The organism is Marinobacter vinifirmus (assembly GCF_002258215.1).
GTDB lineage: Bacteria > Pseudomonadota > Gammaproteobacteria > Pseudomonadales > Oleiphilaceae > Marinobacter > Marinobacter vinifirmus.
This window is the reverse complement of sequence record NZ_NEFY01000003.1, coordinates 198345-223456: the sequence shown is the minus strand read 5'-3', so window position 1 is coordinate 223456 and position 25112 is coordinate 198345. Positions and strand designations below refer to the sequence as shown.

General features: G+C 59.0%; 23 protein-coding genes and 1 riboswitch. Of the genes, 10 read left to right on the top strand and 13 right to left on the bottom strand.

The window, feature by feature from the left end:
• Nucleotides 1–77: 77 nt before the first annotated feature.
• From B9Q17_RS05535 to B9Q17_RS05510, 6 genes are all read right to left on the bottom strand, one after another.
• A complete protein-coding gene (locus B9Q17_RS05535; protein ID WP_094624437.1) occupies nucleotides 78–1799 on the bottom strand; it encodes a SulP family inorganic anion transporter in 1722 nt (573 codons plus the stop codon).
• 7 nt (nucleotides 1800–1806) lie between these two features.
• The gene (locus B9Q17_RS05530; protein WP_094624436.1) at nucleotides 1807–2673 is read right to left on the bottom strand and encodes an MBL fold metallo-hydrolase; all 867 of its coding nucleotides are present in this window, start codon (nucleotides 2671–2673) and stop codon (nucleotides 1807–1809) included.
• Nucleotides 2674–2828: 155 nt separating this feature from the next.
• Nucleotides 2829–3449 carry a tetratricopeptide repeat protein gene (locus B9Q17_RS05525; RefSeq protein ID WP_094624435.1) on the bottom strand — a complete coding sequence of 207 codons (621 nt, stop codon included), beginning with the start codon at nucleotides 3447–3449 and terminating at the stop codon, nucleotides 2829–2831.
• Nucleotides 3446–4228, bottom strand: coding sequence for an SDR family oxidoreductase (locus B9Q17_RS05520; protein WP_094624434.1), 783 nt, complete (start codon nucleotides 4226–4228; stop codon nucleotides 3446–3448). Before B9Q17_RS05520 ends, B9Q17_RS05525 begins: the two co-directional genes overlap by 4 nt.
• Nucleotides 4215–6407 carry an AMP-binding protein gene (locus B9Q17_RS05515; protein WP_094624433.1) on the bottom strand — a complete coding sequence of 731 codons (2193 nt, stop codon included), beginning with the start codon at nucleotides 6405–6407 and terminating at the stop codon, nucleotides 4215–4217. The genes B9Q17_RS05520 and B9Q17_RS05515 overlap by 14 nt, the downstream gene beginning before the upstream one ends.
• Nucleotides 6391–7101 (bottom strand): thermostable hemolysin, encoded by a 711-nt coding sequence (locus B9Q17_RS05510; protein ID WP_167373008.1) that lies wholly within the window; start codon nucleotides 7099–7101, stop codon nucleotides 6391–6393. Before B9Q17_RS05510 ends, B9Q17_RS05515 begins: the two co-directional genes overlap by 17 nt.
• A 226-nt stretch (nucleotides 7102–7327) precedes the next feature.
• Here B9Q17_RS05510 and B9Q17_RS05505 point away from each other — a divergent pair, with 226 nt between their 5' ends.
• From B9Q17_RS05505 to cobS, 9 genes are all read left to right on the top strand, one after another.
• Entirely contained in the window at nucleotides 7328–7735 is a 408-nt protein-coding gene (locus B9Q17_RS05505) for a GtrA family protein (protein WP_011783843.1), read from the top strand.
• Nucleotides 7707–8714 (top strand): glycosyltransferase family 2 protein, encoded by a 1008-nt coding sequence (locus B9Q17_RS05500; RefSeq protein WP_036149969.1) that lies wholly within the window; start codon nucleotides 7707–7709, stop codon nucleotides 8712–8714. The genes B9Q17_RS05505 and B9Q17_RS05500 overlap by 29 nt, the downstream gene beginning before the upstream one ends.
• Nucleotides 8698–10245, top strand: coding sequence for an ArnT family glycosyltransferase (locus tag B9Q17_RS05495; protein WP_094624432.1), 1548 nt, complete (start codon nucleotides 8698–8700; stop codon nucleotides 10243–10245). The genes B9Q17_RS05500 and B9Q17_RS05495 overlap by 17 nt, the downstream gene beginning before the upstream one ends.
• 25 nt (nucleotides 10246–10270) lie before the next feature.
• On the top strand, nucleotides 10271–10954 hold the full coding sequence (locus B9Q17_RS05490) for a response regulator transcription factor (protein WP_011783840.1): 684 nt from the start codon (nucleotides 10271–10273) through the stop codon (nucleotides 10952–10954).
• Nucleotides 10951–12363 carry an ATP-binding protein gene (locus B9Q17_RS05485; protein ID WP_094624431.1) on the top strand — a complete coding sequence of 471 codons (1413 nt, stop codon included), beginning with the start codon at nucleotides 10951–10953 and terminating at the stop codon, nucleotides 12361–12363. Before B9Q17_RS05490 ends, B9Q17_RS05485 begins: the two co-directional genes overlap by 4 nt.
• Before the next feature lie 87 nt (nucleotides 12364–12450).
• Nucleotides 12451–13218, top strand: coding sequence for a glycosyltransferase family 2 protein (locus B9Q17_RS05480; protein WP_094624554.1), 768 nt, complete (start codon nucleotides 12451–12453; stop codon nucleotides 13216–13218).
• Nucleotide 13219: 1 nt separating this feature from the next.
• Complete coding sequence (locus B9Q17_RS05475) at nucleotides 13220–13888, top strand: TVP38/TMEM64 family protein (RefSeq protein ID WP_094624430.1); 669 nt, start codon at nucleotides 13220–13222, stop codon at nucleotides 13886–13888.
• A gap of 9 nt (nucleotides 13889–13897) precedes the next feature.
• Nucleotides 13898–15646 (top strand): ArnT family glycosyltransferase, encoded by a 1749-nt coding sequence (locus tag B9Q17_RS05470; protein WP_094624429.1) that lies wholly within the window; start codon nucleotides 13898–13900, stop codon nucleotides 15644–15646.
• 75 nt (nucleotides 15647–15721) lie between these two features.
• Nucleotides 15722–16483 carry an adenosylcobinamide-GDP ribazoletransferase gene (gene cobS, locus B9Q17_RS05465; protein WP_094624428.1) on the top strand — a complete coding sequence of 254 codons (762 nt, stop codon included), beginning with the start codon at nucleotides 15722–15724 and terminating at the stop codon, nucleotides 16481–16483.
• A gap of 13 nt (nucleotides 16484–16496) precedes the next feature.
• Here the strand turns inward: cobS and B9Q17_RS05460 are convergent, their stop codons facing one another.
• The 7 genes from B9Q17_RS05460 to B9Q17_RS05430 all read right to left on the bottom strand — a co-directional run bounded on the left by B9Q17_RS05460 (nucleotide 16497) and on the right by B9Q17_RS05430 (nucleotide 22688).
• Nucleotides 16497–17165 (bottom strand): DNA-3-methyladenine glycosylase I, encoded by a 669-nt coding sequence (locus tag B9Q17_RS05460; protein ID WP_094624427.1) that lies wholly within the window; start codon nucleotides 17163–17165, stop codon nucleotides 16497–16499.
• Between the two features lie 91 nt (nucleotides 17166–17256).
• On the bottom strand, nucleotides 17257–17958 hold the full coding sequence (gene bluB, locus B9Q17_RS05455; protein WP_094624426.1) for a 5,6-dimethylbenzimidazole synthase: 702 nt from the start codon (nucleotides 17956–17958) through the stop codon (nucleotides 17257–17259).
• A complete protein-coding gene (locus tag B9Q17_RS05450) occupies nucleotides 17955–19424 on the bottom strand; it encodes a cobyric acid synthase (protein ID WP_094624425.1) in 1470 nt (489 codons plus the stop codon). The genes bluB and B9Q17_RS05450 overlap by 4 nt, the downstream gene beginning before the upstream one ends.
• Nucleotides 19425–20036: a cob(I)yrinic acid a,c-diamide adenosyltransferase gene (gene cobO, locus B9Q17_RS05445; protein WP_094624424.1), complete on the bottom strand. Its 612-nt coding sequence runs from the start codon at nucleotides 20034–20036 to the stop codon at nucleotides 19425–19427.
• A gap of 10 nt (nucleotides 20037–20046) precedes the next feature.
• The gene (locus B9Q17_RS05440; protein ID WP_094624423.1) at nucleotides 20047–20817 is read right to left on the bottom strand and encodes an ABC transporter ATP-binding protein; all 771 of its coding nucleotides are present in this window, start codon (nucleotides 20815–20817) and stop codon (nucleotides 20047–20049) included.
• Complete coding sequence (locus B9Q17_RS05435; RefSeq protein ID WP_094624422.1) at nucleotides 20817–21776, bottom strand: FecCD family ABC transporter permease; 960 nt, start codon at nucleotides 21774–21776, stop codon at nucleotides 20817–20819. The genes B9Q17_RS05440 and B9Q17_RS05435 overlap by 1 nt, the downstream gene beginning before the upstream one ends.
• Before the next feature lie 30 nt (nucleotides 21777–21806).
• The gene (locus B9Q17_RS05430; protein WP_094624421.1) at nucleotides 21807–22688 is read right to left on the bottom strand and encodes a cobalamin-binding protein; all 882 of its coding nucleotides are present in this window, start codon (nucleotides 22686–22688) and stop codon (nucleotides 21807–21809) included.
• Nucleotides 22689–22769: 81 nt separating this feature from the next.
• A riboswitch (cobalamin riboswitch) is annotated at nucleotides 22770–22998 on the top strand.
• Nucleotides 22999–23130: 132 nt separating this feature from the next.
• On the opposite strand from B9Q17_RS05430, the gene B9Q17_RS05425 reads away from it, so the two are divergent.
• Nucleotides 23131–25101, top strand: a complete 1971-nt coding sequence (locus B9Q17_RS05425) for a TonB-dependent receptor (RefSeq protein ID WP_167373007.1) — start codon at nucleotides 23131–23133, stop codon at nucleotides 25099–25101.
• Nucleotides 25102–25112: the final 11 nt, after the last annotated feature.

Here is a 25112-nt window from a genome sequence, read left to right as displayed (position 1 = left end):
CGGTTACTAGCGCCAAGAAACACGGGGGCAGTGTTCAACATACCCCCGCGCCGGTCAATGGGATCACTGCGCTCAGATCATGCGATCGCCGGCCGGTTGGTGAGTGCCTGCCAGGCCTCATAGGTGCTCAGGTACACGCCACCGCCCAGGTGCTCAAGAAACTCCGTGCCCTTGAGCCGGTCCATCACCGGGCCTTTCACCTCAGACAGGTGCAGCCTTGCGCCGGCATCGTGCAGGCGCTCATTGATGGCTTCTAGGCTTTCCAGTGCCGAGGCATCAATCAGGTTAACCGCGGGGCACACCAGCACCAGGTCTGTCAGCTCCGGCTCCCGGCTGACCAGGTCCATCACTGTTTCCTCAAGGAAACGGGCATTGGCAAAGTACAGACTCTCGTCTACCCGCAGGAAGGTTACCTTCGGGCACAGTTCCACGTCATGGCGCAACACATTGCGGAAATGCTCGGTACCCGGCACCAGGCCCACCACGGCACTGTGGGGCCGGCTGGTTCGATACAGGAACAACCCGATGGACAGCGCCACCCCCGCAATAATGCCTGCCTCCACGCTGTGAACCAGGGTCAGCACAATGGTGGCCAGCATGGCGCCAAAGTCGGTACGGGAATACCGGAAGGTGCGAGCCAGGGCCGGCAGGTCAATCAGCGTAGCCACCGCCACGATAATCGTCGCTGCCAGCGTGGCCTGGGGCAGCCAGGCAATGGCAGGCGTCAGGAACAGGGTGGCCAGGGCAATGCCCACCGCCGTATAGGCTCCCGCCGCCGGCGTTTCCGCGCCGGCATCAAAGTTGACCACGGAGCGGGAGAAGCCACCGGTTACCGGCATACCTCCGGAGAAACCGGAACCCAGGTTGGCGGTGCCCAGGCCAATCAGCTCCTGGTCCGGATCAATACGCTGGCGCCGCTTGGCGGCCAGCGTCTGGCCCACAGACACCGATTCCACAAAGCCCACCACACTGATCAGCAAGGCACTGACGGCCAGCTGGGACCATACCGAGGGCTCCAGGCTTGGCATGGTAAAGGAGGGCAAACCCGATGGCACGGCACCCACCAGCCGGACACCCTGTTCATCCAGCCGCAGGGCCCAGGCCACCAGGGTTGTCACCACCACTGCCAGAATCGGTGCCGTCTTGGTGAAAATATCCGCGGCACGGGGCGCCAGGCCCAGCTTGCTCAGAAGCGGCTTCAGGTAGCGACGGGACCACACCAGGAACAGCAGGGCACCGCCACCCACCAGCAGAGTGGGCAGATTGGTATCAGCCAGGCCGCTTAACAGCGAACCGACGATATCAATCAGGTTGTGGCCGGAAGACTGGATACCGAACAGGTGCTTCAGCTGGCTGGCAGCAATGACGATGCCGGAGGCGGTGATAAACCCGGAAATCACCGGATGGCTGAGGAAGTTGGCCAGAAAACCAAGCCGCATCACCCCCATGACAGTCAGCATCAGGCCCGACATCACCGCCAGCAACACCGCACCGGCAATGTATTCGGGCGTACCGGCCTCCGCCAGTGGCGCCAGGGCAGCCGCTGTCATCAATGAAGCCACAGCCACCGGCCCCACCGACAAGGTTCGGCTGGTGCCGAACACCGCGTAGATCGCCAGCGGCAGGATACTGGCATACAGCCCGACATGGGCCGGCAGTCCCGCCAGCAACGCATAGGCCAGCGACTGCGGGATCAGCATCACCGTGACAATCACAGCCGCGATCAGGTCACTGGTGACCTGGTTGCGGCTGTAGTGTGGTGCCCACTGCAGAATGGGCAGGTAGCGTTTGAAGTTCATACCCGGCTCAGAACCGGTTAACCGGAACTTTCAGGTACACCTGGCCGTTATCCTCTGCCGGTGGCATATGGCCGGCCCGCATATTCACCTGCACCGAGGGCAGGATCAGCCGGGGCATGTCCAGGGTGGCATCCCGCTCGGTGCGCATTTTCACAAACTCCTCTTCGGAGATACCTTCATGCACATGCACATTGGCCTCACGCTGCTCCGCCACCGTGGTCATATGCTGGTACTCATCCCGGCCAGGTGCCTTGTAGTCATGGCACAGGAAGATACGAGTCTCCGGCGGCAGGGTGAGCACCTTCTGGATCGATTGATACAGGGTGCGCGCATCGCCACCCGGGAAATCGCAGCGGGCGGTGCCGTAGTCGGGCATGAACAGGGTATCGCCCACAAACGCAGCGTCGTCGATCACGTAGGTCAGGCAAGCGGGAGTGTGGCCCGGGGTATGCAGCACCCGGCCCTGCAGGTTGCCGATGGTAAAGGTGTCGCCTTCCTGGAACAGCTTATCGAACTGGCTGCCATCGCGGGCAAACTCGGTACCTGCATTGAAAGCTTTACCAAAAATTTCCTGAACATCGACGATTTTTGCGCCAATTCCCGTCTTTCCGCCAAGATGTTCGTGCAGATAGGGTGCTGCAGACAGGTGATCTGCGTGCACATGGGTCTCCAGAATCCACTCAACCGCCAGGTTGTTGTCTCGAACGTACTGGATGATCTCGTCTGCAGAGCGCACGTCGGTGCGGCCGGCGGCGTAGTCGAAATCCAGCACCGAATCCAGGATGGCACAGGCCTGACTGTCCGGATCACGCACCACGTAACTGAACGTATTGGTGGGTTCGTCGAAGAAATGCTGAACGATAGGCTGAGTCATGGTATTCACCTTGGATGTCGCCGATATCTATGATTTGATCTAAGGATATACTGAAACGATATATAAGGTGAAATTCTGTTTTCTTATATAGGCGATAAGCTCGATGCATCACACCGGGCACCGGAACACGTTCCGGCCCTCGGCAGGGTGTTTGCTCAGCGTTGCCCGAGAAGCTGTGTGGCCTCGCGGCGGCGACCGTCATCTGCCAGCTCACGGCCCGGCCTGCCTGGCGCCGACAGTACTTTTTCCAGGTACACCCGCGCCCGCTCCGGCTCATCCTGATCCAGCAGAAAATCCCCGAAAAAATAATTGGCATCAATGCCATCAGGGTTGATCGCCAGGGCTTTTTGCAGATAACTCCGCGCCTTGCTGTCATCCCCGAACCCCAGCGGCCAACCCGGCACCTGGTAGTATAGACTACCCAGAGACGTGTAGGCCGAGCCATCCAGTGCCTCTGGATCGATGTCCAGTGCCGCTTCCAGTGAAGCCCTGGCCTCTTTTACCAACCCCAGGGCGCCCAGACCGCCTTCGGCGCCAGCGTAGGTGCTGAGCACAATACCCTGCCAGATCAGCGGTTCCGCCCGGCCCGGGTAACGCTCAACAAAGGCCTTGGCCTCGGTGGCCAGTGCCTCGAATGCCTTTTCTTTTTCCTGTTCGGGTGTCTGATACTGGATTTCAGCCCAGCGTTGCTGGATCTGCGCCAGTTCGGTTGGTACATCCTGGGCCCACGCCGGCATGGCCAGCAACGCGGCCAATACCATCATCATCCACTTCATGACATTGCTCCTGAATCCAGAAAGCGCCGGATGATCGGCAGTTGTTTCAACATGGCTTTATCCACCATCTTCGGCAGGATGCCGTTGATCACCACAAACAGTTTTTCCGGCCAGCCCAGGAAGCGCCGGCGCTCATCCTTTTCCATGGTCTGAAGAATCTGGGCCGCCACGGTTTCCGGAGCGTCCATGGCATTGCCCAGCGCCCGGTTCAACTCGTTCACCGGCTCCGGGTTCATGGCCGTGGCGGTCGCCCTGGGGGCCACGTACACCACCTGCACCGGGGTATCCGCCAGCTCCCGGCGCAGGGCTTCGGTAAAGCCGCGCAGGCCGAATTTGCTGGCACAGTAAGCGGTGTAGCCCGGGAACCCGATACTGCCGAAGGTGGAACCCACAAACACCAGGCCGCCCATCCCCGCTTTACGGAACCGCGGGACAAAATGCCGGGCGACCAGCATGGCGGAACGCAGGTTGACCATGAGCTGGGCGTCCAGGTCGCTGACCGCCATGCCCTCCAGCGCCGCAAAGCGGTTCTGGCCGGCGCAGTGGATCACGCCATCAATATCCGGATACACCTCGGTCAGCTGTTGCAGTTGCCGGTCCAGTTCCAGGCTGGCCAGCTCCAGGTGCACCGGGGAAACGCCTGCGCGCTTTTCCAGCCGCTCGGGATGGCGGGTCGCCACAATCACCCGGGCACCACTTTCCACCAGGGGGCTGATCAGGGCCTGGCCAATGCCGCCAGTGCCGCCCAGCAGCAGAAAGGTTCGGTCATGCAGCCTCATGGCGCTGCTCCTTGTTACTGGCCGGCAGCGGAATGCTGTGCAGCATGTCGCCGTAAAGTCGATACACCATGCGGGCCGACTCGATGATGACCTGCTGGTCGTCCGGATCTGTAATGCTGTCCATCAGGTTGCGGAAAAACTCGAAGTGCTCCTGGTCCAGTGCGCCGTGAGAATACAGATAGCTGAAGGCCTGGTCAGGCAGGCCCAGCTGTTTCTGGATGGCTTCGCCCAGCGGCGTGGCCAGTTCGATGGAGGTGCCTTCCAGTACCTGAACCATGCCGAAAAAGGCGGCCGGGTTGCCGCGCTGGATGCGGTCGTACAGGTAAGCCACCATCAGCTCGATGGAGGTATCCGGCTGGCCATGGCGGATGGCTTCCTTGTCTTCACCACAGGCTTCCAGGTCGTTCAGGATCCACTCGTGGTGGCCGTATTCTTCCTCGATGTATTCCACCAGCGCCTTGCGCACAAACTCCAGCCGCTCAGGGAGCCGCCCGCCGCAAGCCATCATCAGCGGTACCGTGTGTTTCACGTGGTGGTAGGCCTGGGTCAGAAACCAGGTGTAGCCTTCAAGGTCAAAGCGACCCTCCTGGATGGCTTGAATCACCGGGGCTCCGGTGACATGGGCCCGGGCCTGTTCGGTTTCGGATTGCAGTCGGTCAAAAAATGCCATGTTGGAGACTCCTGGCGTTGTCTGTTGGGGAGAAGTGCCCGCAGGCACAGAAAGATTCATAAAAAGGGGAAAGGCTTCGGCCATGAGCATGGGCAGGTCAGCCTGAATCTGGTGCCGCACGGGGCGGCCGTTGGCGGTGATATGGCCCTCGGCCTGGGTCAGCGGTTGCCGGCGTATGTACACGGCCTGCAAACGGGCGTAGTCGGGCAAACCGGCATTGAGTGCCATCAGGGCGGCCCGCAGCTTGTCCGGGCCACGACCATCCCGAACCACCAGCAAGGCGCTGGGTTGTGGTTCGCCATCACCAAACACCACGGCCTGGGTGGCACCCACGGCCTGTACCAGCTCGCTCTCCAGCCATTCCGGGCTGATGTTGCGGCCAAAACTGGTGATGATCAGGTTCTTGGCGCGGCCGTTAACAGCCAGGAAACCCTCCGGGCTGATCGCCCCAAGGTCTCCGGTGTCCAGCCAGCCATCATCCTCGGGCTCGTCGCCCAGATACCCCAGATGGGTGTTGCCCCGCACCAGAATCCGCTGATTGTCGTCCACCTGAACCTGTACATGCGAAAGCGGCCGGCCCACAGTGCCCTCCCGTTCAGCGCCCGGTATGTTCAGGGCCACCACAGAGCCGCACTCGGACAAGCCGTAACCTTCGTACAGCGGCAAATTCATCGCCCGGCCACGGGCCAGCAAATCTGGTGAAACCCGGCCACCACCAACGGCCAGGAAACGAAACGAATCCGTAGCCAGCGAACCCTGCTCGGCGGCATTGACCAGCGCCATGGCCAGCTCCGGCACCAGAATCACCGAATGGGGCTGGTGCTGATTCAGGCCGGCCACCAGCTGGCCCAGTTCCAGGCCGCTGCTGCCAGTCATGCCCAGGGTTTGCAGCGGGGCAACCGTCACCGTGGCACCCATCAGCAGGGGCAGGTATACCCCGGCAATGTTCTCCAGCAGGGTCGCCAGGGGCAGGATGCACAGGTGTTGCTGTAACGTCACACCTTCAAGCCGCTGTTGCAGTGCACAAGCGGTCGCAGCCATCTGCTGCGCCGACAGGCACACGCCCTTGGGGGTGCCGGTGCTGCCGGAGGTGAAGGTAATCTTGGCGGTGTGTTCCGGCATCCAGGCCGCCCCCGGAGACACCGGCATGAGCCGCAACCAGACACCCTGGCCAATCGCCTCCGCCTGGTCGGCCTCGGCACTGAACAGCAGGGCATCCAGCCCTGCCCGCTGAATCAGGTGCTCGGTCTGGCTTTTGGAGAAAAACACCGGCACCGGCACACACACCACCTCTGCCATCAGGCAGGCCAGGTCCGCCACCACCCAGGCCGGGGTGTTGACGCCACACAGCCCGATGCGTTTAACACCCAGGTTTCGCAACTGTTCGGCCACCAACTGCGCCGCCCGCCATAGCTGCTGATAACTGAAACTGGCGTCTGGCCCCTGCAGTGCAATGCGCTCCGGATGTTGCCGGACCCGCTGAGACAGGAGATCAGGCAAGGCGGCCATAGGCACCTCCCAGGTCCGCCTGCGGTTTATACTCGGCCGCAACAACCGGCTGCACCAGCTTCAGCAAGCCGGCGGTGCGCAAGGCCGCCATACCATCAGCGACCTTGATGGTCATCACCACCGGATGATGGTCGTAATAGCGACCCCAACCAGCGCCGCCATCCGGCAATTTTGAAGGGTCGGCATCCGCCAGCACCTGCGTGGCGATGCCGAGCCGATGGAAACTGTTGCGCAACTGGTCGGTACCGGTACACACCACCCAGTCATAGCCGGCAGCATCCAACCACACTGAGAGCGAGGCGAACAGATAGCGGCTGACCCCGGCTTCCACCCCGGCCAGGTGGGCAATTTCGGCAATACCGCTGCGCCTTGTTCCCGGTTCCGGCATCAGTGTTTGCACCGGCACCGACAGGTAATCCTCCAGAAAAAGCCGTTCCTGTTCCGCATTGCGCACGCCAACGGCGGCCAGCAGCGTTCCCTGAGCGGTTGTCAGGGCCAGAAGCCGTGGAATACGCAGGGAAGGCTCGGCCCCGTACGCGTGGAGGAAGCGGCGCCGAATGAAATCCGACACCGTGTGGGCCAATGGCGTGTTGGACTGGATTTCGCAAAACCACCGGCCAGCACAACGGACGGCCGGAACCAACTCCCCGGAATCCGGAGGACAACAGGTCGACATTGTTAACGGATCAGTCATGGCTGCCTTCTCTCTGCTTGCTTTTCCTGGCCCAGACGGACGCAGGGTCATGGCTGACAGATTAGAAAGGCTGGCTTAAACCAGTCTTAAGACGGCACCACAGAAACCTTAAGAGCGCCTTAAGGTTTCTGTGCCTGCACGGTTAAGGCTCACTTAAGAAAGGAGGGGTAGATTGCGGCCAACCTCGGGGCTATCCCGAAAACAATCGACACAGACGCAAACACCTATGCCCAAAGCTCGCCATTTTTTTCAACGCCGACTTGCCCGTTTCCTTGCAGCCGGCGGACTGGCCACGCTGTTGCATTGGCTGATGATGGGCCTGCTGGTTCAGGCCGGGCTTGACCCCAGGCTAGCAACAGCAACCGGAGCCACGGCCGGACTGGTTTTCAACTACGTGGCCCAGCATCAGTACGCGTTTGCCTCGAACCTGCCGCACCGAGTCGCGATGCCGCGATACCTGGCGGCAGCCAGTCTGGGCTGGACCCTGAACCTTTTCAGCTTCTCCGTTCTCAGCCTGGCTGGCCTCAAAGTCCTGTCAGCACAGTTCCTGGCCACGGCACTCGTCACGGTTGCCAATTACTTCTTTGCCAAGAGGTTTGTTTTCCATGAAAAAACAACGCTCAAGCTCCCCTGAACCTATGCTGAGCATAGTTATTCCGGTCCACAACGAGGCTGAAGTGCTCCCGGCCCTGCTGGCTCGACTCTGGACGACCGGGCAAAAGCTCGACGGCAGCTTTGAGCTGCTGTTTGTCGACGACGGCAGTCGGGATGATTCGGTCGCCATTCTGATGGCCGCCAGGCAACGGCAGCCAGAAATCCGTGTCTTGCAGTTGTCCCGAAACTTCGGCAAGGAGGCGGCAGTCTCGGCCGGCCTGGAGCACGCCCGCGGCGAGGCCGTGGTGCTTATGGATGCAGACCTTCAGGATCCCCCCGAACTGATTCCCGACATGCTTGCCGAATGGCGCAAAGGGGCCGATGTCGTGCTGATGAAACGCCGATCCCGGGCCGGCGAAAGCTGGCTTAAACGCATCACGGCCAGCCTTTTCTATCGTCTGATCAATCGGATCAGCGATTCTCCGATTCCGGTCGATACCGGCGACTTCCGGCTGATGAGCCGGCGCACGGTCGAGGCCCTGAACCGGCTTCCGGAACGCAACCGTTACCTCAAGGGCATGTTTGCCTGGGTCGGTATGCCCACCGTAACCCTGGAATTCGATCGCGACCCCCGAATCGCAGGCAGCACCAAGTGGAACTACCTGAAACTCGTACACCTGGCCATGGAGGGCATCACCTCATTCTCGACCCGACCACTGCGACTGGCCCTTGTGCTGGGCTTACTGGCCGCGGGGGCAGGCGGCACCGTTGGCCTCTGGGAGGTAATCCGGGCGCTGGCCTTCGGCATTTCAACACCGGGCTATGCCTCCCTGATTGCCATGATCACCTTCCTGTCCGGCGTCCAGCTTCTGTGTGTCGGCTTGTTGGGGGAATACATCGGGCGCATCTATATGGAAACCAAGCAACGCCCGGTTTTTATCGTGGCGGAAGATAGTCAGGAGACCATGACTTACATACAACCCATGCTGCGAGTGGCCGGCCATGACCAGAATCAGTAACACCTTGCTGTGGCTGCTGGTCTCGGTGCTTGCTGCCAGGCTCGGCCTGTCTGCCTTGTTGCCGTTCGCGGACACCACCGAGCCCCGCTACGCGGAGATGGCGCGGATTATGGCGGAAACCGGCGACTGGATAACCCCCTGGTTCGATATTGGTGTGCCTTTCTGGGGCAAGCCGCCCCTGTCGTTCTGGACTCAGGCACTGTCGTTCAAGCTGTTCGGCGTCAGCGAATTCGCCGGCCGACTGCCCTCCTGGCTGGCCAATGTCGGCATCGTCTGGCTGGTCTACAACCTGCGTCGCTACCTGCACCCCGACCCGCTCGGCCACGGAGCCAAAACTCAAGGGCTCTGGGCTGCGTTAATCTACGCCACTACGGCATTGGGTTTTCTGTCTGCCGGCACGGTAATGACGGATTCATTCCTGGCCCTTGGCACCAGCCTGACACTGGTGAGCCTGATCATTCGCCTGCAGGGGGGGCCGCCGCTCTGGGGCTGGCTGTTCTTCATCGGCCTGGCTACTGGCCTGCTGGCCAAGGGACCACTGGTTCTGGTGCTTGCTGGCCTGCCGGTGTTCCTCTGGGCGCTCACCTTCAACCGTTGGCAGACCCTCTGGCACAGTTTGCCCTGGGTGCGCGGGCTGGCCCTGACCCTGTTGATGTCAGCGCCCTGGTATGTCCTGGCAGAGCTGAAGACACCGGGTTTCCTGGATTACTTCATTGTCGGTGAGCACATCAAGCGCTTTGTCGTCAGCGGCTGGCAGGGTGACCTTTACGGCAGTGCCCATGATTTCCCCCGGGGCACGATCTGGCTCTATCTTGTGCTTGCCAGCATGCCCTGGGGGCTTGTCGCGGTGGCTGGCGTGCTTCGCAACCACTGGTGCGGCGCCTTCCAGCTGCAGCAATGGCATACTGGCGAACAACATGTCAGCGCGCTGGTACTCCTGGCCGCGGTGACACCGGCCGTGTTCTTTACCCTGGCCGGTAACATACTCTGGACCTATGTGCTGCCTGGTCTGCCATTTGTTGCCGCGCTCAGCTCCGGGCTACTGATGCCAGACATCGGCCGACGCTTGAAGCGTTCCTCAGTGGCCGCCACCCTTTTCATCCCCGTGCTTGGCTCACTTGCCAGCGGCTGGGTGAGCCTTCATCCGGAGCTGCTGAGAACGGAACGGGAGCTGGTGATGACCGCCAGTCATCTGTCTGACAAGCCCTCTGCGAGGCTTGTTTATACCGGCGTCCCTCCGTTTTCTGCCCGGTTTTACAGCGCGGGTAGAGTTGATGGCATTGAGGTGGAAGCCCTCAGGCGCGAACTCGCTGATGGAAATCGAACGTTGCCCATCGCTGTAGCGGTGGATAAAGATCAGCGTGACTTGCTCGACCAACTGGAGCAGATAGCCGATCCGGTCGATCAAAACCGGCGTTACATTCTGTTTCTGCTGGAACCGGTAACCAAGAGTGCAGCGTTGAGCAATGATTCCGGCCGCACTCCGCCAGCTTTCAATTACACTGAAGAGCACAAACAACCTTTGAGTTGAACACCAAACGGATGGCTGTAACAGAATGCGCATACTTCTGACCGAAGATGACCACCCCCTGGCCAACACCATGTTGAGCATGCTCCGGGACGACCAGAATACCGTAGATTGGGTCGATGATGGCCAACAGGCTCTGAACGCCTTACTGAACGAGAGCTTTGACCTGGCCATTCTTGACTTGACGTTACCCCGTGTCGATGGCCTGGACATTGTCCGCCAGGTGAGGGAGCAGGGCGTAGAGTTGCCCATCATCATCCTGACTGCGCGGAGCGAACTGACCGAAAAACTACAGGGACTGGATGCAGGGGCAGACGATTACCTGACCAAGCCCTTTGCCATGTCAGAACTGAAAGCCCGGATAAGGGCGGTTACTCGCCGCCGCTCAGGCACACGAGTCTCAGGACTCAAGGTGGGGCGACTGGTGCTTGATCCGGACTCTGCGCAATTGCAGGTAGGCACAGAGACGTTCGTGCTACCCCGTAGCGAACTGCAGATCCTTCACTATCTGATGCGGCACCCTGATCAGGTGGCAACCAGACGACGTTTGGAGGAACAACTTTACGGCTGGGATCAGGGTGCCGAGAGCAACGCCCTGGAAGTTCACGTTCACCATCTGCGCCGGCGGCTGGGTAAGCAGGCCATTCGCACTGTGCGCGGCGTTGGCTACATGCTGGACAGCAAAGCAGCCTCGGAAGGCCAAGAAATATGAGCCTGACACGGAAGCTGATTCTGCTAATTACCAGCACTGTTTTTATGATCACTCTGATCGCGGCAGGCTGGGGGTTCTATGTCAGCAATCACCAGTTGGACGAACTGTTCGATGCGGAGCTGGCACAAAGTACCCGGATTGTGCAGGGGCTGGTGGAACATCTCTCGAGCACTCAGTCTATCGAGCAGTTAGCCTTTACGCTGTCGAAAACTCTCGAATTGCCGGACGTATTATTTCAGGGCGATGAAGAAGAGGACGAAATTCTGCCCGACGGTGCCGGGCATAAATACGAACGCAAAATCGCTTTCGAAGTCTGGTCTCCTGATCAACAACCTGTGCTGGACACGCTCCGGGCTAACGATGCCCAGGGCCTTGAGCCAGGATTTGCCTGGCAGGAGGCCGCCGGCTATCAATGGCGAACGTTTACCATGCGAGATACATCGACCGGATTCTGGATACGTACCGCCCAGCGAGAGGACGTTCGGGATGAACTGAGCCAGGAAATTGCGCTGGGCAACGTTCTGCCTTTTCTGTTGGCGTTGCCTCTACTGGCCATAGCCGTCCTGGCATCAATTCAGGTGAGCTTCAAGCCTTTGAGAAAGCTCGAAAAACCGGTTCGGAACATGGCGCCTGAGAACATCCATCCCCTCGATGATCGTCAGGCTCCGAAAGAAGTAGCTGGATTGGTGCACGCAGTCAACGGCCTGTTGAGACGGCTGAATCAGGCTCTGGAACGTGAACGCCGCTTCTCCGCTGATGCGGCACATGAGCTGCGAACCCCATTGGCCGCGCTGCGCCTGAATCTGGAGAAAGTTTACGGTGACAACCCCGAACAATATGGAGACCTTATCCAGGCCGTAGACCGAATGGTTCATCTGGTCGAACAAATGCTGTTACTGAGTCGGGTGGACTCCGGCGCTCAGTTTCCGCCGGAGCATCACAATCTTTCCGCCATTCTGGAACAAAGCATCGCAGATGTTGCACCGCTGGCGCTAAAGAAAAACATAGAGCCGGTGCTCCAGGACGAAACAGGTCATTCCCTGGTTAGCTGCCATAGTGCCCTGATTAACACCCTCATGCGCTCCTTGCTGGCCAACGCCATCCAATACAGTCCGCCTCATACCATAATCACCACCAATCTCGTTCCCGCAGGTGAAGGCTACGCCATTTCGGTTTGTGACCAGGGTCCTGGAATTCCCGCGGAGGAGCGTGAACGCGCACTCAGCCGGTTTGTGCGACTGGATCAACGTAAAGGAGGAGGCGCAGGGCTGGGGCTGGCGATTGCTCGGCGTATTGCCGAGCTCCATGGCGGCCATCTTATCCTGGCAGACAGGGCAGACGGTCAACCCGGGCTTTGTGTGCAAGTATGGCTGCCAGCACGATGCCCGGCGCTCACGAAACGCTCTTAAGATTCGGTTAAGCTTCAAGGCTGATAATTCTCCAAGGCATAAACCGCACGGCAACGTGGTTTGGTTAACATCTTGGAGAATATCTCAATGTCTCAGCACAGCACTCTGTCACTGGTCATTCCTGCAAAAAACGAGCAGGAAAACATCGCGAAGCTGCTGACCGAGGCCTTCAACGTTATGAGGGATTACCCGGGCTTTGAAGTCGTGCTCGTGGACGATGGCAGTTCCGACCAGACACTGGCAACAGCTCGTCGCACTGCCGAGGCTTTGGGGGGCAGGCTATTGGCGGTTCGACATGAACAGAGCATCGGACAGAGCGGGGCACTGGCGACCGGTATCCTTCGCGCCACAGGCCAACTGATTGTGACAATGGACGGAGATGGTCAAAACGACCCCGCCGATATTCCAGCACTGTTGCAACAAGCGAACAGACTCCACAATCCCGACTTTTGTATTGCCGGCTATCGCAGAAATCGGAAGGATACAGCATGGAAACGTTTCCAATCACGCCTGGCTAATCGTATTCGCAACGCCTTTCTACATGATGGCGTTCCCGATACAGGCTGTGGACTGAAGCTGTTTCCCCGATCGACCTTTCTCAAACTGCCGTGGTTCGATCACGCCCATCGGTTCATTCCCGCGCTGGTGAAAGGCGCGGGAGGCGAAATCGCCATTGTCGAGGTCAATCATCGCCCAAGAATGGCCGGGATTTCCAAATACAATGCCTGGAACCGTGCATGGGCCGGAATCGTCGATATGATCGGCGTTATGTGGTTACTTAACCGCACACGAGTTCCTCAAATTGCAAACCTAGAGGATCCGAACAACAGTCGACCGGCAACGGAACGGGCTTGATATGGCTCCGGGACTGCGCTGGCTATCTTTCGCCATCCTGGTATTAACAGGCTATCTGACCATGAGCGGGGACTGGTTCGGTTTTCTGACCGATCAGGAGCGCGTGGCAGATTTCCTGAACAGTAATGGGCTGGCAGGACTTTCAGCCATTACGCTGCTCGGTGCACTTTTCACTGGATTCGGAGCCCCCAGACAGGTCCTCGCTTTCGTTCTGGGATTTGCCGCAGGCAGCATTCAGGGTGCGATCCTATCGACTATCGCTACAGCCATTGGCGCGACAGGCTGCTTTTTTGTCGCACGCTGGCTTTTGCGAACATCACTCCTGAACCGTTTTTCAGATCGCATGCAACGTTTTGACCTGCTGTTCACGGAAGGCACTCTGCTCAAAATACTCATGATCAGGCTGTTGCCGGTAGGCAGCAATCTTGTCACCAATCTCCTCGCCGGGTGTTCCGGGATACGATTCGTCCCATTTTTGTTGGGCAGCGTTCTTGGCTACCTGCCCCAGATGGTGATCTTTGCAATGGCCGGCGCAGGGATTGGCCAGGCCCGTCTCGATCAGCTTGTGGTAAGCGCGGTTCTGTTCGCGCTGGCAAGTGCCATTGGCGCTTACCTGTATCACAACCAGCGCAATCAGACCCTTGCTGATTCCGTATCTGACCCCTCCTGAGTTGCGATTATGACACTCGACTTCCGTCTTCGGCGTTTACCCGACACCTTATTCAATCTGCCGTACAACCGATTGTTACTGGTGGTACTGGCCTTCGCGGCACTCATGATTCTGACCGGCATCGGGTTACGCTCTCCGTGGCCCGCCGACGAACCGCGATTCGCCGAAGTGGCCCGGGAAATGGTGACCTCCGGGCAATGGCTGCTGCCGATGCGGGGCGGCGAACTCTACCCGGACAAACCACCGGTGTTCATGTGGGCCATCGCCTTTTTCTACTGGCTGACCGGCAACCTGAAAATCGCGTTTCTGCTACCGAACGCCCTGTGCAGCCTGCTAACCCTGGGCCTGGTGTTCGATCTGGGCACACGCTTGTGGAACCAACGCACCGGCGCCATTGCCGCACTGCTGCTGATGGTGGCACCCCAGTTCCTGATTCAGGCCCAGCGAGCCCAGATTGATGCCATGGTGGCCTGCTGGATCATGGTGGCCTGTTACGGTCTGATCCGGCATTTTTTCGTGCAGCCGTCCTGGCGTTGGTATTTCGTGGCCTGGGCCTTTATGGGGCTTGGCATTATTACCAAAGGGGTTGGCTTTCTGCCCGCCTTGCTGTTCATTCCGATACTGGCCCTGAAACTGCAGGACACTTCTCGGTTTCAGGGCACACTCCGCTGGCGCTGCGCCCTCGGCCCCCTGGTCATGCTGGCCGTTGTGGCAGCCTGGCTGGTGCCGATGGTGCTGGCCGTCAGTCACCTGGGCACCGACGAGGCCCTGGCCTATCGCGACAACATTCTGTTCAAACAGACCGGCGAGCGCTATGCCGATTCCTGGGGGCACATTCAGCCCTGGTATTACTACCTCGCCAGCGTGATTCCCTCGCTGTGGTTTCCGCTGCCGCTGCTATTCCTGGCACTGCTGCGGCCCATTCGTGAGATTCTCAAACACAGGCTGGACGTGGTGGTTCTGCTGGCGTGGGTCGTGTTGGTGGTGGCGTTTTTCAGCCTGAGCCCGGGCAAACGCGGAGTGTATGTGCTCCCGGCTTTGCCGGCACTGGCCCTGAGCCTGGCCCCGGCATTGAGTGGACAAAACCCGGCACGCTGGTTCGGGGCGGTCACCAGTGTTCTGCATCTGCTGCTTGGTGCAGCCTTGATCATCCTGGGCGTCCTAGCCTGGAATGACCACCCTCGTCTGGTGGAAAAGGTCGCTGACTACACCCAGGATCCGGCTCGACTGCACGAAGCCGGCACCCTGTTGTTCACCCTTGGGGTTGTCTGGGTCGCAAGTCTCATGGCGTTCTGGCGCTGTCGGGCACTCGGGCGCTGGTTCATTGCCCTGATGGTGAGTTGGCTGGTGTTCACAACCTGGGGTTATCGGATTCTCGAGCCATTGCGCACACCCAGAAATGTGCTCGCCGCAGCCGAGCAGTTCGTGCCTGCCGGCGGGCAGATTGGCATGATCAATTTCCGGGAACAGTTCATTCTGTTTTCAAAGCGGGACTTTACCCATTTCAGTTACTTCAGCGACAGGGAACAGGAAAGCCGCAACGCATGGCTCTGGATGCGGGAGACACCGGATAGCTATTTAATGGTGGCTGAAGACGGAGAGCTTGGCTGTTTCAATAAGCAGGGTGCCCGACCGCTGGGCACTGCTCACCGGGATACCTACGTGCTGCTGAGCGACCAGGACATGACGGACAGCTGTGAACCCCCGGACAAGGTGACACGCTTTACCACCGACAACCCCGGGGAGTGGCTGGACTGATGCTACTCTGAGAACGCCGCAAACTTTGCTGGTCTCACGTACAATGGGCGCTTTTGAATTCTCAAGGAGGCGCCCTTGCTCCCTCGCTCGCGGATTGCACAAGAATGGCAGGCTTTCTGGCTGGCACTGGGATTCCTGACTCGTATCCCCATGCTCGTCCGGATTGATTACTCCCAGCGCCTGATGAACCAGAGCAGCGTCTATTTTCCCCTGGTGGGCCTTCTGCTCGGCCTTGGCTATTGCGCCGCCTATTTTCTGTTCTCACTGGTGGCCAGCCCGCTGGCGGCCATTATCCTGGTGGTTATTCTGCACCTGTTTATCACCGGGGCCTTCCACGAAGATGGCCTGGCCGACAGTGTTGATGCTCTCGGCGGCGGCTATACCGTGGAAAAACGTCTGGAGATCATGAAAGACAGCCGGATCGGAACCTATGGCACGGTGGCACTGGTGATGGCCTTGCTGCTGAAAGTAGCTCTGCTGGCTGAGGCTGAATTGACCTGGCTTGCGTTGCTGGTGGCACCTGCGGTTTCCCGGCTGACACCACTGATATTGATGGCCTGCCTGCCGTACGTCACTGACCCCGACAAGAGTAAATCCAAGCCGGTGGCAGACGGTTTCTCCCGCAGCCGTTTGCTGGCGGCCGCGGGGTTTGTGTTGTTGCTGGCAGCCGGATTATCACTCTGGCAGCCGTTACTGATTCCCGCAGCCATAACGGCCGTCCTGCTGGTTGCTGTGTTCTGGGGCAGCTATCTTCGTAGCCAGCTTGGCGGCTACACCGGCGACACCCTGGGCGCAGCTGTCGTGTTCAGTGAACTGGCGCTGTTGCTGTTTCTCTAACGTGGGGGCATCGTCAGTTATCCACCGTGAAGGACACTATCCGGGACAGGTGGCTGATGGGCATTTCCGTCTCTTCGTGCCAACGGTTGAACGCCTCCTGGGCCTGGCTCATGCCTTTCTTGCTGGCCGGTGAGGCATCCAGTATTCCGGCCCGGGTCAGGGCGGTAACCACATCGTGGGACAGGATAAAACCATCCCAACCCACCCGGCGCAGGAAGTACTGGGCTGAGTTCCCCCCCAGACGCTCACCGTTACGCTTCAGGTAGAGCAGCAGCCCCACCTGATCGGTCGACGGCCACTGGGCCAGAAACTGACCAAAGCTGCCATGGTCTTTCGCCACATCCATGATCATCCGGGCATTTTCCGGCACGGTCCGGATCTTCTGCATGTTGCGAACGATACGCTCGTCTGTAGCCAGCTGCTCGAGCACTTCTGGCGGCACCTGCTGCCAGTAGGTGGGCACAAACCCTTCGAAGGCCGCCTCAAAATCCGGCCACTTGTTCTCGATTACCCGCCAGACAAAACCAGCCTTGAAAATGCATCGGGTGATCTCGGACAGGTAACGGTCGTCGCTGATCTCCGCCAGACGATGCTTTTCGGTGACCGGAGGCAACAGGGATTTCAGGGCCTGCTCGCCACCCTTGCGGGCCAAGGCCTGCTGGTAAAACACAGAAAACTTCATCTCACCCCCTGAACAGAAGTCCCAAATCGGGTCGGATCGTACCCAATTCGGGACCTATGAGGAAAACGATAATAGTTTTTTATGGTACCCATCACCCCCCGGCGAGGTGCTTTTCCAGTTTCCTGTGCGCAATCGGCTGCCCCCAGCTATTCCCATGCACCAGATCTTCCAGCGGCAGCCGGGAACGCCAGCCTTTGGACTGTAATTCCGGTTGCTCCAGGAATTCACTGACATAGCCCAGGCAGAGATAGGCCAGCGGGTATACATGATCCGGTAACTGCAGGATATTCGACAGTACATCCTGATCCAGGATGCTCACCCAGCCCACGCCAATGCCCTCGGCCCGTGCTGCCAGCCAGAGGTTCTGCACCGCCAGGCAGGTACTGAACAGGTCCATTTCCATAATGGAGTTACGCCCCAGGACATTGGGACCGCCGCGGGATCGATCACAGGTGATGCAGAGGTTGATGGGGCTTTCCAGAATGCCCTGCAGTTTCAGGCTACGATAGGTTTGCTGGCGCTCGCCGGTGTAGTTTTCCGAGGCCTTTGCGTTTTCCTCGTTAAAACTTTCCAGCACCTGCTCGCGCACCGCCAGGCTGTCAATCACGATAAAATCCCAGGGCTGCATGAAGCCGACCGACGGGGCATGGTGGGCAGCTCTCAGGATGCGCGCCAGAACCTCCTCCGGAATGGCATCTGGCAGGAACTGGGAGCGCACATCCCGGCGCTCGAAGATGGCCCGGTACAGGCCTTCGCGCTGGGCCTCGGTGAAGGGATCATTCGGGTTACTCACAACTGCAACAGCCTCCTTAACCGGTCTGTGTCCAGGCACTGCTCCACCTGATCGGCCAGGCGATCAAGTTGCTGCAGACGGTGACGCTGGTAGTCCACCGACTGCTCGCCCTGTGCTTTAAGGCCTGCCCAGGCCAGAATGGCATGGCAGGCGGCTGGCTCGTCGAAGACGCCGTGGATGTAGGTACCCGCCACCTGGCCATCCACACTGATGGCGCCATCCGGCCGGCCTTCCAGCTCTGCAAATGGGCGCACCAGCGCGGCGCCTTCGGTGACACCGTTGTGCATTTCATAGCCTTTCAGGGCGCCTGTCACCGCCGTGCTGGCAACATGGGAGGTCAGCCCGCCATTTACCATTCGGAGCTGCTTGCCCGGCACCATACGGGTAACCATTTCGAACAGGGCCAGGCCCTCGGTAGTGCCGGCTTCACCCTCCAGCCCTTCCGGGTCTTCCACTTTTAGCCCCAGCATCTGGAAGCCGCCACAGATACCCAGTAGCTTGCCGCCATACCGCAGGTGTTTCTGGATGGCTTCCGGCCAGCCTTGTTGCTTCAGCCACTGCAGGTCGTGCCGGGTGCTTTTGCTGCCGGGCAAGATAACCAGATCCGCTGGCGGAATGGGTTCATCCGGCCCCACGAACACCAGGTCAACGCCCGGGTGGAGTCGCAACGGATCAAAATCGTTGTGGTTGCTGATCCGGGGCAATACCGGCACCACCACTCTCAGGGCGCCGGCCTCACTGCTACCGGCAGTACTGACGCTGTCTTCGGAGTCGATCACCAACCCATGCAGGTACGGCAATACCCCGAACACTGGCTTGCCGGTATGTTCCGTCAGCCATTCCAGCCCGGGCTCCAACAGTGCAATGTCGCCCCGGAACCGGTTGATGATAAATCCGGCCGTTCTGGCTTGTTCACTGTCGGAGATCAACGCCAGGGTGCCCACCAACTGGGCAAACACACCGCCTTTATCGATATCACCCACCAGCAGCACCGGGCAATCTGCGGCTTCGGCAAAGCCCATGTTGGCAATGTCGTTGGCCCGCAGGTTAATTTCCGCCGGGCTGCCGGCGCCCTCAGCGATGATCACGTCGTAGCGGGCACTCAGTGCCTGCCAACTCGCCATCACCGAGTTGATCGCCTCAGCTTTGTAAGCGTGGTAATCCAGGGCATCCATATTGCCATGGACCTTGCCCCGCAATATCACCTGGGCGCCACAATCGCTCTGGGGTTTCAACAACACCGGGTTCATGTCGCTGTGGGGTTCAAGGCCACAGGCCAGCGCCTGTAACGCCGTGGAACGGCCAATCTCGCCGCCATCCACGGTGACTGCACTGTTCAGGGCCATATTCTGAGGCTTGAATGGCGCGACTGAGACCCCCTGCCGGGCCAGCCAGCGGCACAGCGCCGCCACCACCGTGGTTTTTCCGGCATCCGAGGTGGTGCCCTGCACCATCAGGGTGGGCATTTACAACTCCACCCCCTTCTGGGCCTTGATACCCTGATCCTTGAAGGCATGCTTGACCACACCCATCTCGGTCACGGTATCCGCCAGGTCGATCAACTCCTGAGGTGCCCCGCGGCCGGTGACCACCACATGTTGCATCTCCGGCCGGGCCTGCAGGTCGTCCAGCACCCGATCCAGATCGATGTAGTCGTACTTCAGGGCGATGTTGAGCTCATCCAGCAGAACCATGTCGTAGCTGTCGTCCTTGAGCATGCCAGCTGCGACTTCCCAGGCATCGGTTGCGCTCTTCACATCCTGTTCCCGGTTCTGGGTATCCCAGGTGTAGCCCTGTCCCATGACGTGGTAGGTGACGTTCGGCAGTCCACGGAAGAAAGCTTCCTCACCGGTGCTGAATGCGCCTTTGATAAATTGGACGATGCCCACTTTCATACCGTGGCCCAGAGCCCGGGCCACCATGCCAAAGCCGGAACTGCTCTTGCCTTTGCCAGGGCCGGTCAGCACCAGTAACACGCCCTGTTCTTTCTGGGCACTGGCAATGCGCTCTTGCATGATTTTCTGTTTTGCTGCCATGCGCCTGGCATGGCGTTCAGGGTCTTTGGCGCGCTCTTTCACAGGATCTCCTTCAGTCGTTCGCCGGAGCAAACAGGCGAATGTCATCTTTATTCAGCTCAATCAGTTTCTGGTCATAAAGGCCTTCCAGTGCGTCGCGCACCAGCATTGACTCGGTTGGTCCCCAGCAGGCCTGACCATCCGGGTACAACAGCAAAACATGACTGCACCATCGCGCGGCCAGATTAAGATCGTGCAGACACATGAAGATGCCCTTTTCGCGGTGGGCACAGGCACTCAGCAGACGCATGACCTGAACCTGATGATGTAGGTCCAGATGGTTTGTCGGTTCATCCAGCAACCAAACCGCCGGATCCTGAGTCATCAGGGTGGCAATCGCTACGCGTTGTCGCTCTCCGCCTGAGAGGGTATTCAACAAACGCTCGCCGAGCTCTCTGAGGTCCAATGCACCCAGAGCGGCCTCTGCCCGGTGGATGTCCTCGGCCTGCTCACTTTGCCATACTGAAAGCCAGGGGTGACGGCCAATCAACGCAGTCTCGAGCACCGTTGCAGGAAAGCTGTCTTGTCGGTCCTGAAATACCAGCCCCAACTTTCGGGCCATTTCACGCCGGGGTATGGCAGCCAACTCAACATCATCAAGCCATACTTCGCCACACCGGGGTGCTTTCAGTCCTGCCAGGGTATGCAATAACGTGGTTTTCCCCGCACCGTTCGGCCCCAGAACCCCCCAGATCTGTCCGGGAGCCAGGTCCAAATTCAGCTTCGCACCGTTCGAGCGCCCGGGAATATCGATGATCAGCTCGCGAGCAGAGAGAATCGTCATCATCGGCTCCGATGAAGCAGATAAAGGAAAGTGGGTACGCCTAGCAAGGCGGTAATCACACCCACCGGTAGTTGCTCGGGCGCAATCACAGTCCGGGCCAGAGTATCAGCCAGAACCAGCAAGGTGCCGCCTGCCAGAGCACTGGCCGGCAAGATAACCCGCTGATCATTCCCCAGCACCAGACGCAGCATATGGGGCACAATCAGGCCAACAAACCCGATGCTGCCCACCGAGGTGACCGCCGTTGCGGTCAGAAGGCTGGCCAACAGGTAGATACTCCATTCCAGAGGGCGAACAGACACCCCCAGAGCCGCAGCCTGCAATGGTCCCCTCGCCAGTACATTCAAGCTACGAGCCAGTGGCAGCAAGGCAATAACCGCAAGCATCAGCACCACGATGGAGGGCCAGGGCAGACGCGCATAAGACACATCGCCCATCAGCCAATACAGCATACCCGGCAACTGATGAGCGGGGGTGATGGCAAGCATCAGGGTAATGGCCGCTCCCCAACCAGCGGCGGTCACCACCCCGGTAAGCAGCAATCGCGATGGGGTCCAGCTGCCGGTACCGTGGGCCAGCCCAAACACCAGTAAAGTCGCAAACAGGGCGCCAGCAAAGGCGGCGCCAGACACCAAAACCATGCCAGCCCCCGCAAGCATGGCCAGCAGCGCACCGGTGGCAGCACCACCGGACAGCCCCAGAACATAGGGATCGGCCAGCGGATTTCGCAACAATACCTGCATCAATGCCCCGGCGATCGCCAGCAAACCGCCAGCAGCAAACGCGGAGAGCGTCCTGGGTAAACGAAGATCAATCAGAAGGGTTCGATCCAGCGTATCACCCTGCCCGAGAACAACCTGCCACAGATCACCGGGCGGGATAGTAACACTGCCGACGGCGAGGGAAAGCGCACAAGCCAGTGCCGCAATAACCGTCAGTATTGTCAGCGCTCGCATCATTCCCGGTCCCTCAAGCGGATCCTTGTGTTATTACAACCGAGCACGCGCCATATCCAGTTTCTCGCAAACCGTGCGCGCTCCATCCAGCAAACGCGGCGTGGGGCGTGAAATGGGCGAGGCCGGAATGATAAACAAATTATCTGCCGCTACCGCCGCCATCGCGCCAAACTCCCTCCAGCGCTCAAGGCTTGTATAACTGTTGCCGTCTTCATCGGTGCCGCCCGACAGGATGGCTTCGGGGTCACCGGCCAGAACATCTTCCGGCCCGATACGCGGCACCAGGCGAGCCATCTCGCCAAAAATATTCTGGCCACCGCACAAAGAAATCACCTTTCCGATCAGATGCTCATCATTGATCGTCATCAAAGGCTGATCCCACACTTGATAAAACACACGAACGGGTTCACGCCCCCGATATTGCTTGGCCAATGCGGCAATTCCCTGTCGAAACCGGGCCGCCTCAGCATAACCCTCAGACTCTGTACCCGCGAGCGACGCCAGCCTCTCCAGCACCGAGGACACACCTTCAAACGTTCGTGGCTCAATCGCAAAAGTGGCCATGCCAAGCTGATTGAGCATAGTGACCTGCTCAACCGGATTACCAGACACCCAGGTAACCACCAGATCCGGCTTAAGAGCGACCAATGCCTCCAGGTCAATCCGGGTATGGCTCCCGACATTGGGCAACATTTCAGCCTCCGGGGGATAATCGCTGTAATCAACAACAGCGATAACCTGCTCACCAGCACCGGCGGCAAACGCCAGCTCCGTCGCCCCGGGGGATAGTGTCACGATGCGCTGGGCAGGCCCGGGCAAACAAAGCTCCACTCCGTTATCGTCCGTGGCACAGACATCAGCCACCACATGGCTGGAGAGCATCAGGAAAAGCACGAAAACCCGAATGACTATCATGAGACCTCCTGAGCGCTGGCTAACTCTGAACTATTTGTCATTTATTGACGACCTCTTGGCCACACCGTAAACTCTTACTCAAATTTTTTATCCGTAGCAGGTGCCCACCTCAAGCGCGACAACTGTTCGACTGAGCGATGGGTGAAACTGGGAAGTTCGGTGAAATTCCGACGCTGCCCCCGCAACGGTATGCGGTACGAGAGGAATGGCCCTGAGCCAGCCACTGCAGCAAAACGCTGTGGGAAGGCATCCTACTCTGGCAAGAATGCCAGCCGCAAGCCCGGAGACCGGCCTGCTACCGGCTATCAGTGCTTTTGACGGAGGGTCAGAACACGGAGCAGGCGTATATGCCTCTTCTCTTTTGGTAGCTGTTCAGGCAACCAGAAACCGCAACAATGCTGGTTGCAGACACAGAGAAATGCAGCCGGTGCCCATCTCCCTGATGAAGAAAATTGTTATCTCCATTTTTTCGCTGATGGCCACCAATGTCATCGCAGAAGATACACTTCCTTTTATCGTGGTGGAAGCCACTCCCATCAACGCCGCCAGCGATGTAGACCCCAGCCAGGCGACAGGCCCCGTGCGCGTTCTGGATCGGTCCAGCATCGAAAACCGGACCGCTTCAGTCGCTGATGTTCTTAGCGATCAGGCCGGCGTCCAGATCCGACAAAGCGGCGGACTGGGAAGCGCCTCGTCAGTGTCCATTCGAGGGTCGACCTCGCGGCAGGTACAGGTTGTTCTGGACGGCATGCTACTGAACGATCCGGTCACCGGCGGTGTTGACCTCGGCAAACTGTCGTTAACTGATGTCAGCCGTATTCAGGTGTACCCCAGTGGAGCCCCAGCACAGCTGCCTCAGGCGGGCATCGGTGGTGTGGTGATACTGGAAAGTCTTGGCAAAGACATCGAGGATGCCACCAGCATCAATGTCGGCGCTGGTTCCTTTAACACTTACCGAACCGGCCTCTTCAACAGCGGCAGCCACGACGATTTTTACTATTGGGTATCGCTTGATCGACAAACCAGCAATAACGACTTTGAATACCCCAACGTCAGTGACTGGTTCAATCCGAATGATGGTGATAACACCAAGCGGCGCAATGCGGATTATCAACAGGATGCTGTCAGCACGAAACTTGGCGGGGAGATCAGCCGGACAGCCCAGGTCGACGCTCTGTTCCAATACACCCACTATGAGCAGGGTGTGCCAACCATCCAGAACTGGCGGGACAACGATGCGTCTCTGGCGAACGAAACTTTTCGCCTACAACTTCAGGGTCAGGAACGTGGATGGTTACAGGGCAAGCTGCACTCCAGCCATCGCCTGATTGTCGGCGATATCACCGAACACTACGACAATACCAGCGGTCGGGTAGGTCTCGGAGTCTCCGATGTAAAAACCGACACACAACAGCTTGGGCTGGTGAATACCCTCTCCGCTTTACTTGGCAACCACACCATCACTCTGAGCGTTGATACCACCCGCTATGACTACCAGCAGGACGACAAACAGGATACTGAGCCTCGAGATGAACGGGAGCGGTTCCAGCTAACCGCGTCGTTATCCTACGCCTGGCAGAGTATCGATAACCGTTGGAAGACGCAGGCAGCTATCCGTCAGGTGCACGTTCAGGACGAATCCGATGAATCGCTTGCCGATGGAACCACCGAGTCGACCCGCTCGCGTGCCAATCACACCAGCTGGCAACTCGGACTAGCCCGCCTGATTCATGATAACTGGACACTCTCTGGCAACATCGCAAATAACGTGCGGGTTCCTACGCTCCAGGAACTTTATGGTCAGCAGGGCCTGTTTATCGGCAACCCGGATCTGCAGCCGGAAGAATCGATGAACTACGACCTGACACTGCGCATAGACCAAGGCTGGGGGCATGCCGAAGCCACGGGGTATTTCCGGGTGCTCGACCCTGCGGTGATCGCAACCTACGATGCGCGCGGCGTCGGTCGTTATCGCAACCTGGAAGCCGAGGTTTATGGCGTGGAGCTGGATGGGGTTTTCTCCATCACCCCCGCCTGGTCCCTCTACGGCAATGCCACGGTGCAGGAGTCGGAAAATACCGACAAGTCAGTGCGCACGCGTTTCGAAAAACGGTTGCCGGGTATTTATCACGAATCGTTTCTTGCCGGTACCCGCTGGCGTTTCAGGCCCTTCCAGATCGACCTGTCCTATCAGGTGGACGATGAACTCTATTATGACTCCGCCAATATCCTGGAGGCTGATGCCAGAGAGACGCTTAACGCAACGGTGCAATGGCAACGGATCTGGCCGGACAAGAGCATGACTGAGGCACGACTGGAAGTTCGCAACATCACCGACGAAATCTACCAGGATTTCAATCGGTTCCCCGGCCCCGGGCGTGGCTGGTTTATCAACATCAAGCATTCCTTCTGACCATTACAAGG

Bases quoted from the DNA above. Each gene is read 5' to 3' on its own strand.
- B9Q17_RS05470 (WP_094624429.1), top strand. From the start codon at position 13,898: ATGACACTCGACTTCCGTCTTCGGCGTTTACCCGACACCTTATTCAAT.
- B9Q17_RS05510 (WP_167373008.1), bottom strand. From the start codon at position 7,101: ATGACTGATCCGTTAACAATGTCGACCTGTTGTCCTCCGGATTCCGGG.
- B9Q17_RS05500 (WP_036149969.1), top strand. From the start codon at position 7,707: ATGAAAAAACAACGCTCAAGCTCCCCTGAACCTATGCTGAGCATAGTT.
- B9Q17_RS05485 (WP_094624431.1), top strand. From the start codon at position 10,951: ATGAGCCTGACACGGAAGCTGATTCTGCTAATTACCAGCACTGTTTTT.
- B9Q17_RS05505 (WP_011783843.1), top strand. From the start codon at position 7,328: ATGCCCAAAGCTCGCCATTTTTTTCAACGCCGACTTGCCCGTTTCCTT.
- B9Q17_RS05490 (WP_011783840.1), top strand. From the start codon at position 10,271: ATGCGCATACTTCTGACCGAAGATGACCACCCCCTGGCCAACACCATG.
- B9Q17_RS05530 (WP_094624436.1), bottom strand. From the start codon at position 2,673: ATGACTCAGCCTATCGTTCAGCATTTCTTCGACGAACCCACCAATACG.
- B9Q17_RS05515 (WP_094624433.1), bottom strand. From the start codon at position 6,407: ATGGCCGCCTTGCCTGATCTCCTGTCTCAGCGGGTCCGGCAACATCCG.
- B9Q17_RS05450 (WP_094624425.1), bottom strand. From the start codon at position 19,424: ATGCCCACCCTGATGGTGCAGGGCACCACCTCGGATGCCGGAAAAACC.
- B9Q17_RS05520 (WP_094624434.1), bottom strand. From the start codon at position 4,228: ATGAGGCTGCATGACCGAACCTTTCTGCTGCTGGGCGGCACTGGCGGC.
- B9Q17_RS05425 (WP_167373007.1), top strand. From the start codon at position 23,131: ATGAAGAAAATTGTTATCTCCATTTTTTCGCTGATGGCCACCAATGTC.
- B9Q17_RS05495 (WP_094624432.1), top strand. From the start codon at position 8,698: ATGACCAGAATCAGTAACACCTTGCTGTGGCTGCTGGTCTCGGTGCTT.
- B9Q17_RS05435 (WP_094624422.1), bottom strand. From the start codon at position 21,776: ATGATGCGAGCGCTGACAATACTGACGGTTATTGCGGCACTGGCTTGT.
- B9Q17_RS05430 (WP_094624421.1), bottom strand. From the start codon at position 22,688: ATGATAGTCATTCGGGTTTTCGTGCTTTTCCTGATGCTCTCCAGCCAT.
- B9Q17_RS05480 (WP_094624554.1), top strand. From the start codon at position 12,451: ATGTCTCAGCACAGCACTCTGTCACTGGTCATTCCTGCAAAAAACGAG.
- B9Q17_RS05460 (WP_094624427.1), bottom strand. From the start codon at position 17,165: ATGAAGTTTTCTGTGTTTTACCAGCAGGCCTTGGCCCGCAAGGGTGGC.
- B9Q17_RS05475 (WP_094624430.1), top strand. From the start codon at position 13,220: ATGGCTCCGGGACTGCGCTGGCTATCTTTCGCCATCCTGGTATTAACA.
- B9Q17_RS05535 (WP_094624437.1), bottom strand. From the start codon at position 1,799: ATGAACTTCAAACGCTACCTGCCCATTCTGCAGTGGGCACCACACTAC.
- B9Q17_RS05525 (WP_094624435.1), bottom strand. From the start codon at position 3,449: ATGAAGTGGATGATGATGGTATTGGCCGCGTTGCTGGCCATGCCGGCG.
- B9Q17_RS05440 (WP_094624423.1), bottom strand. From the start codon at position 20,817: ATGACGATTCTCTCTGCTCGCGAGCTGATCATCGATATTCCCGGGCGC.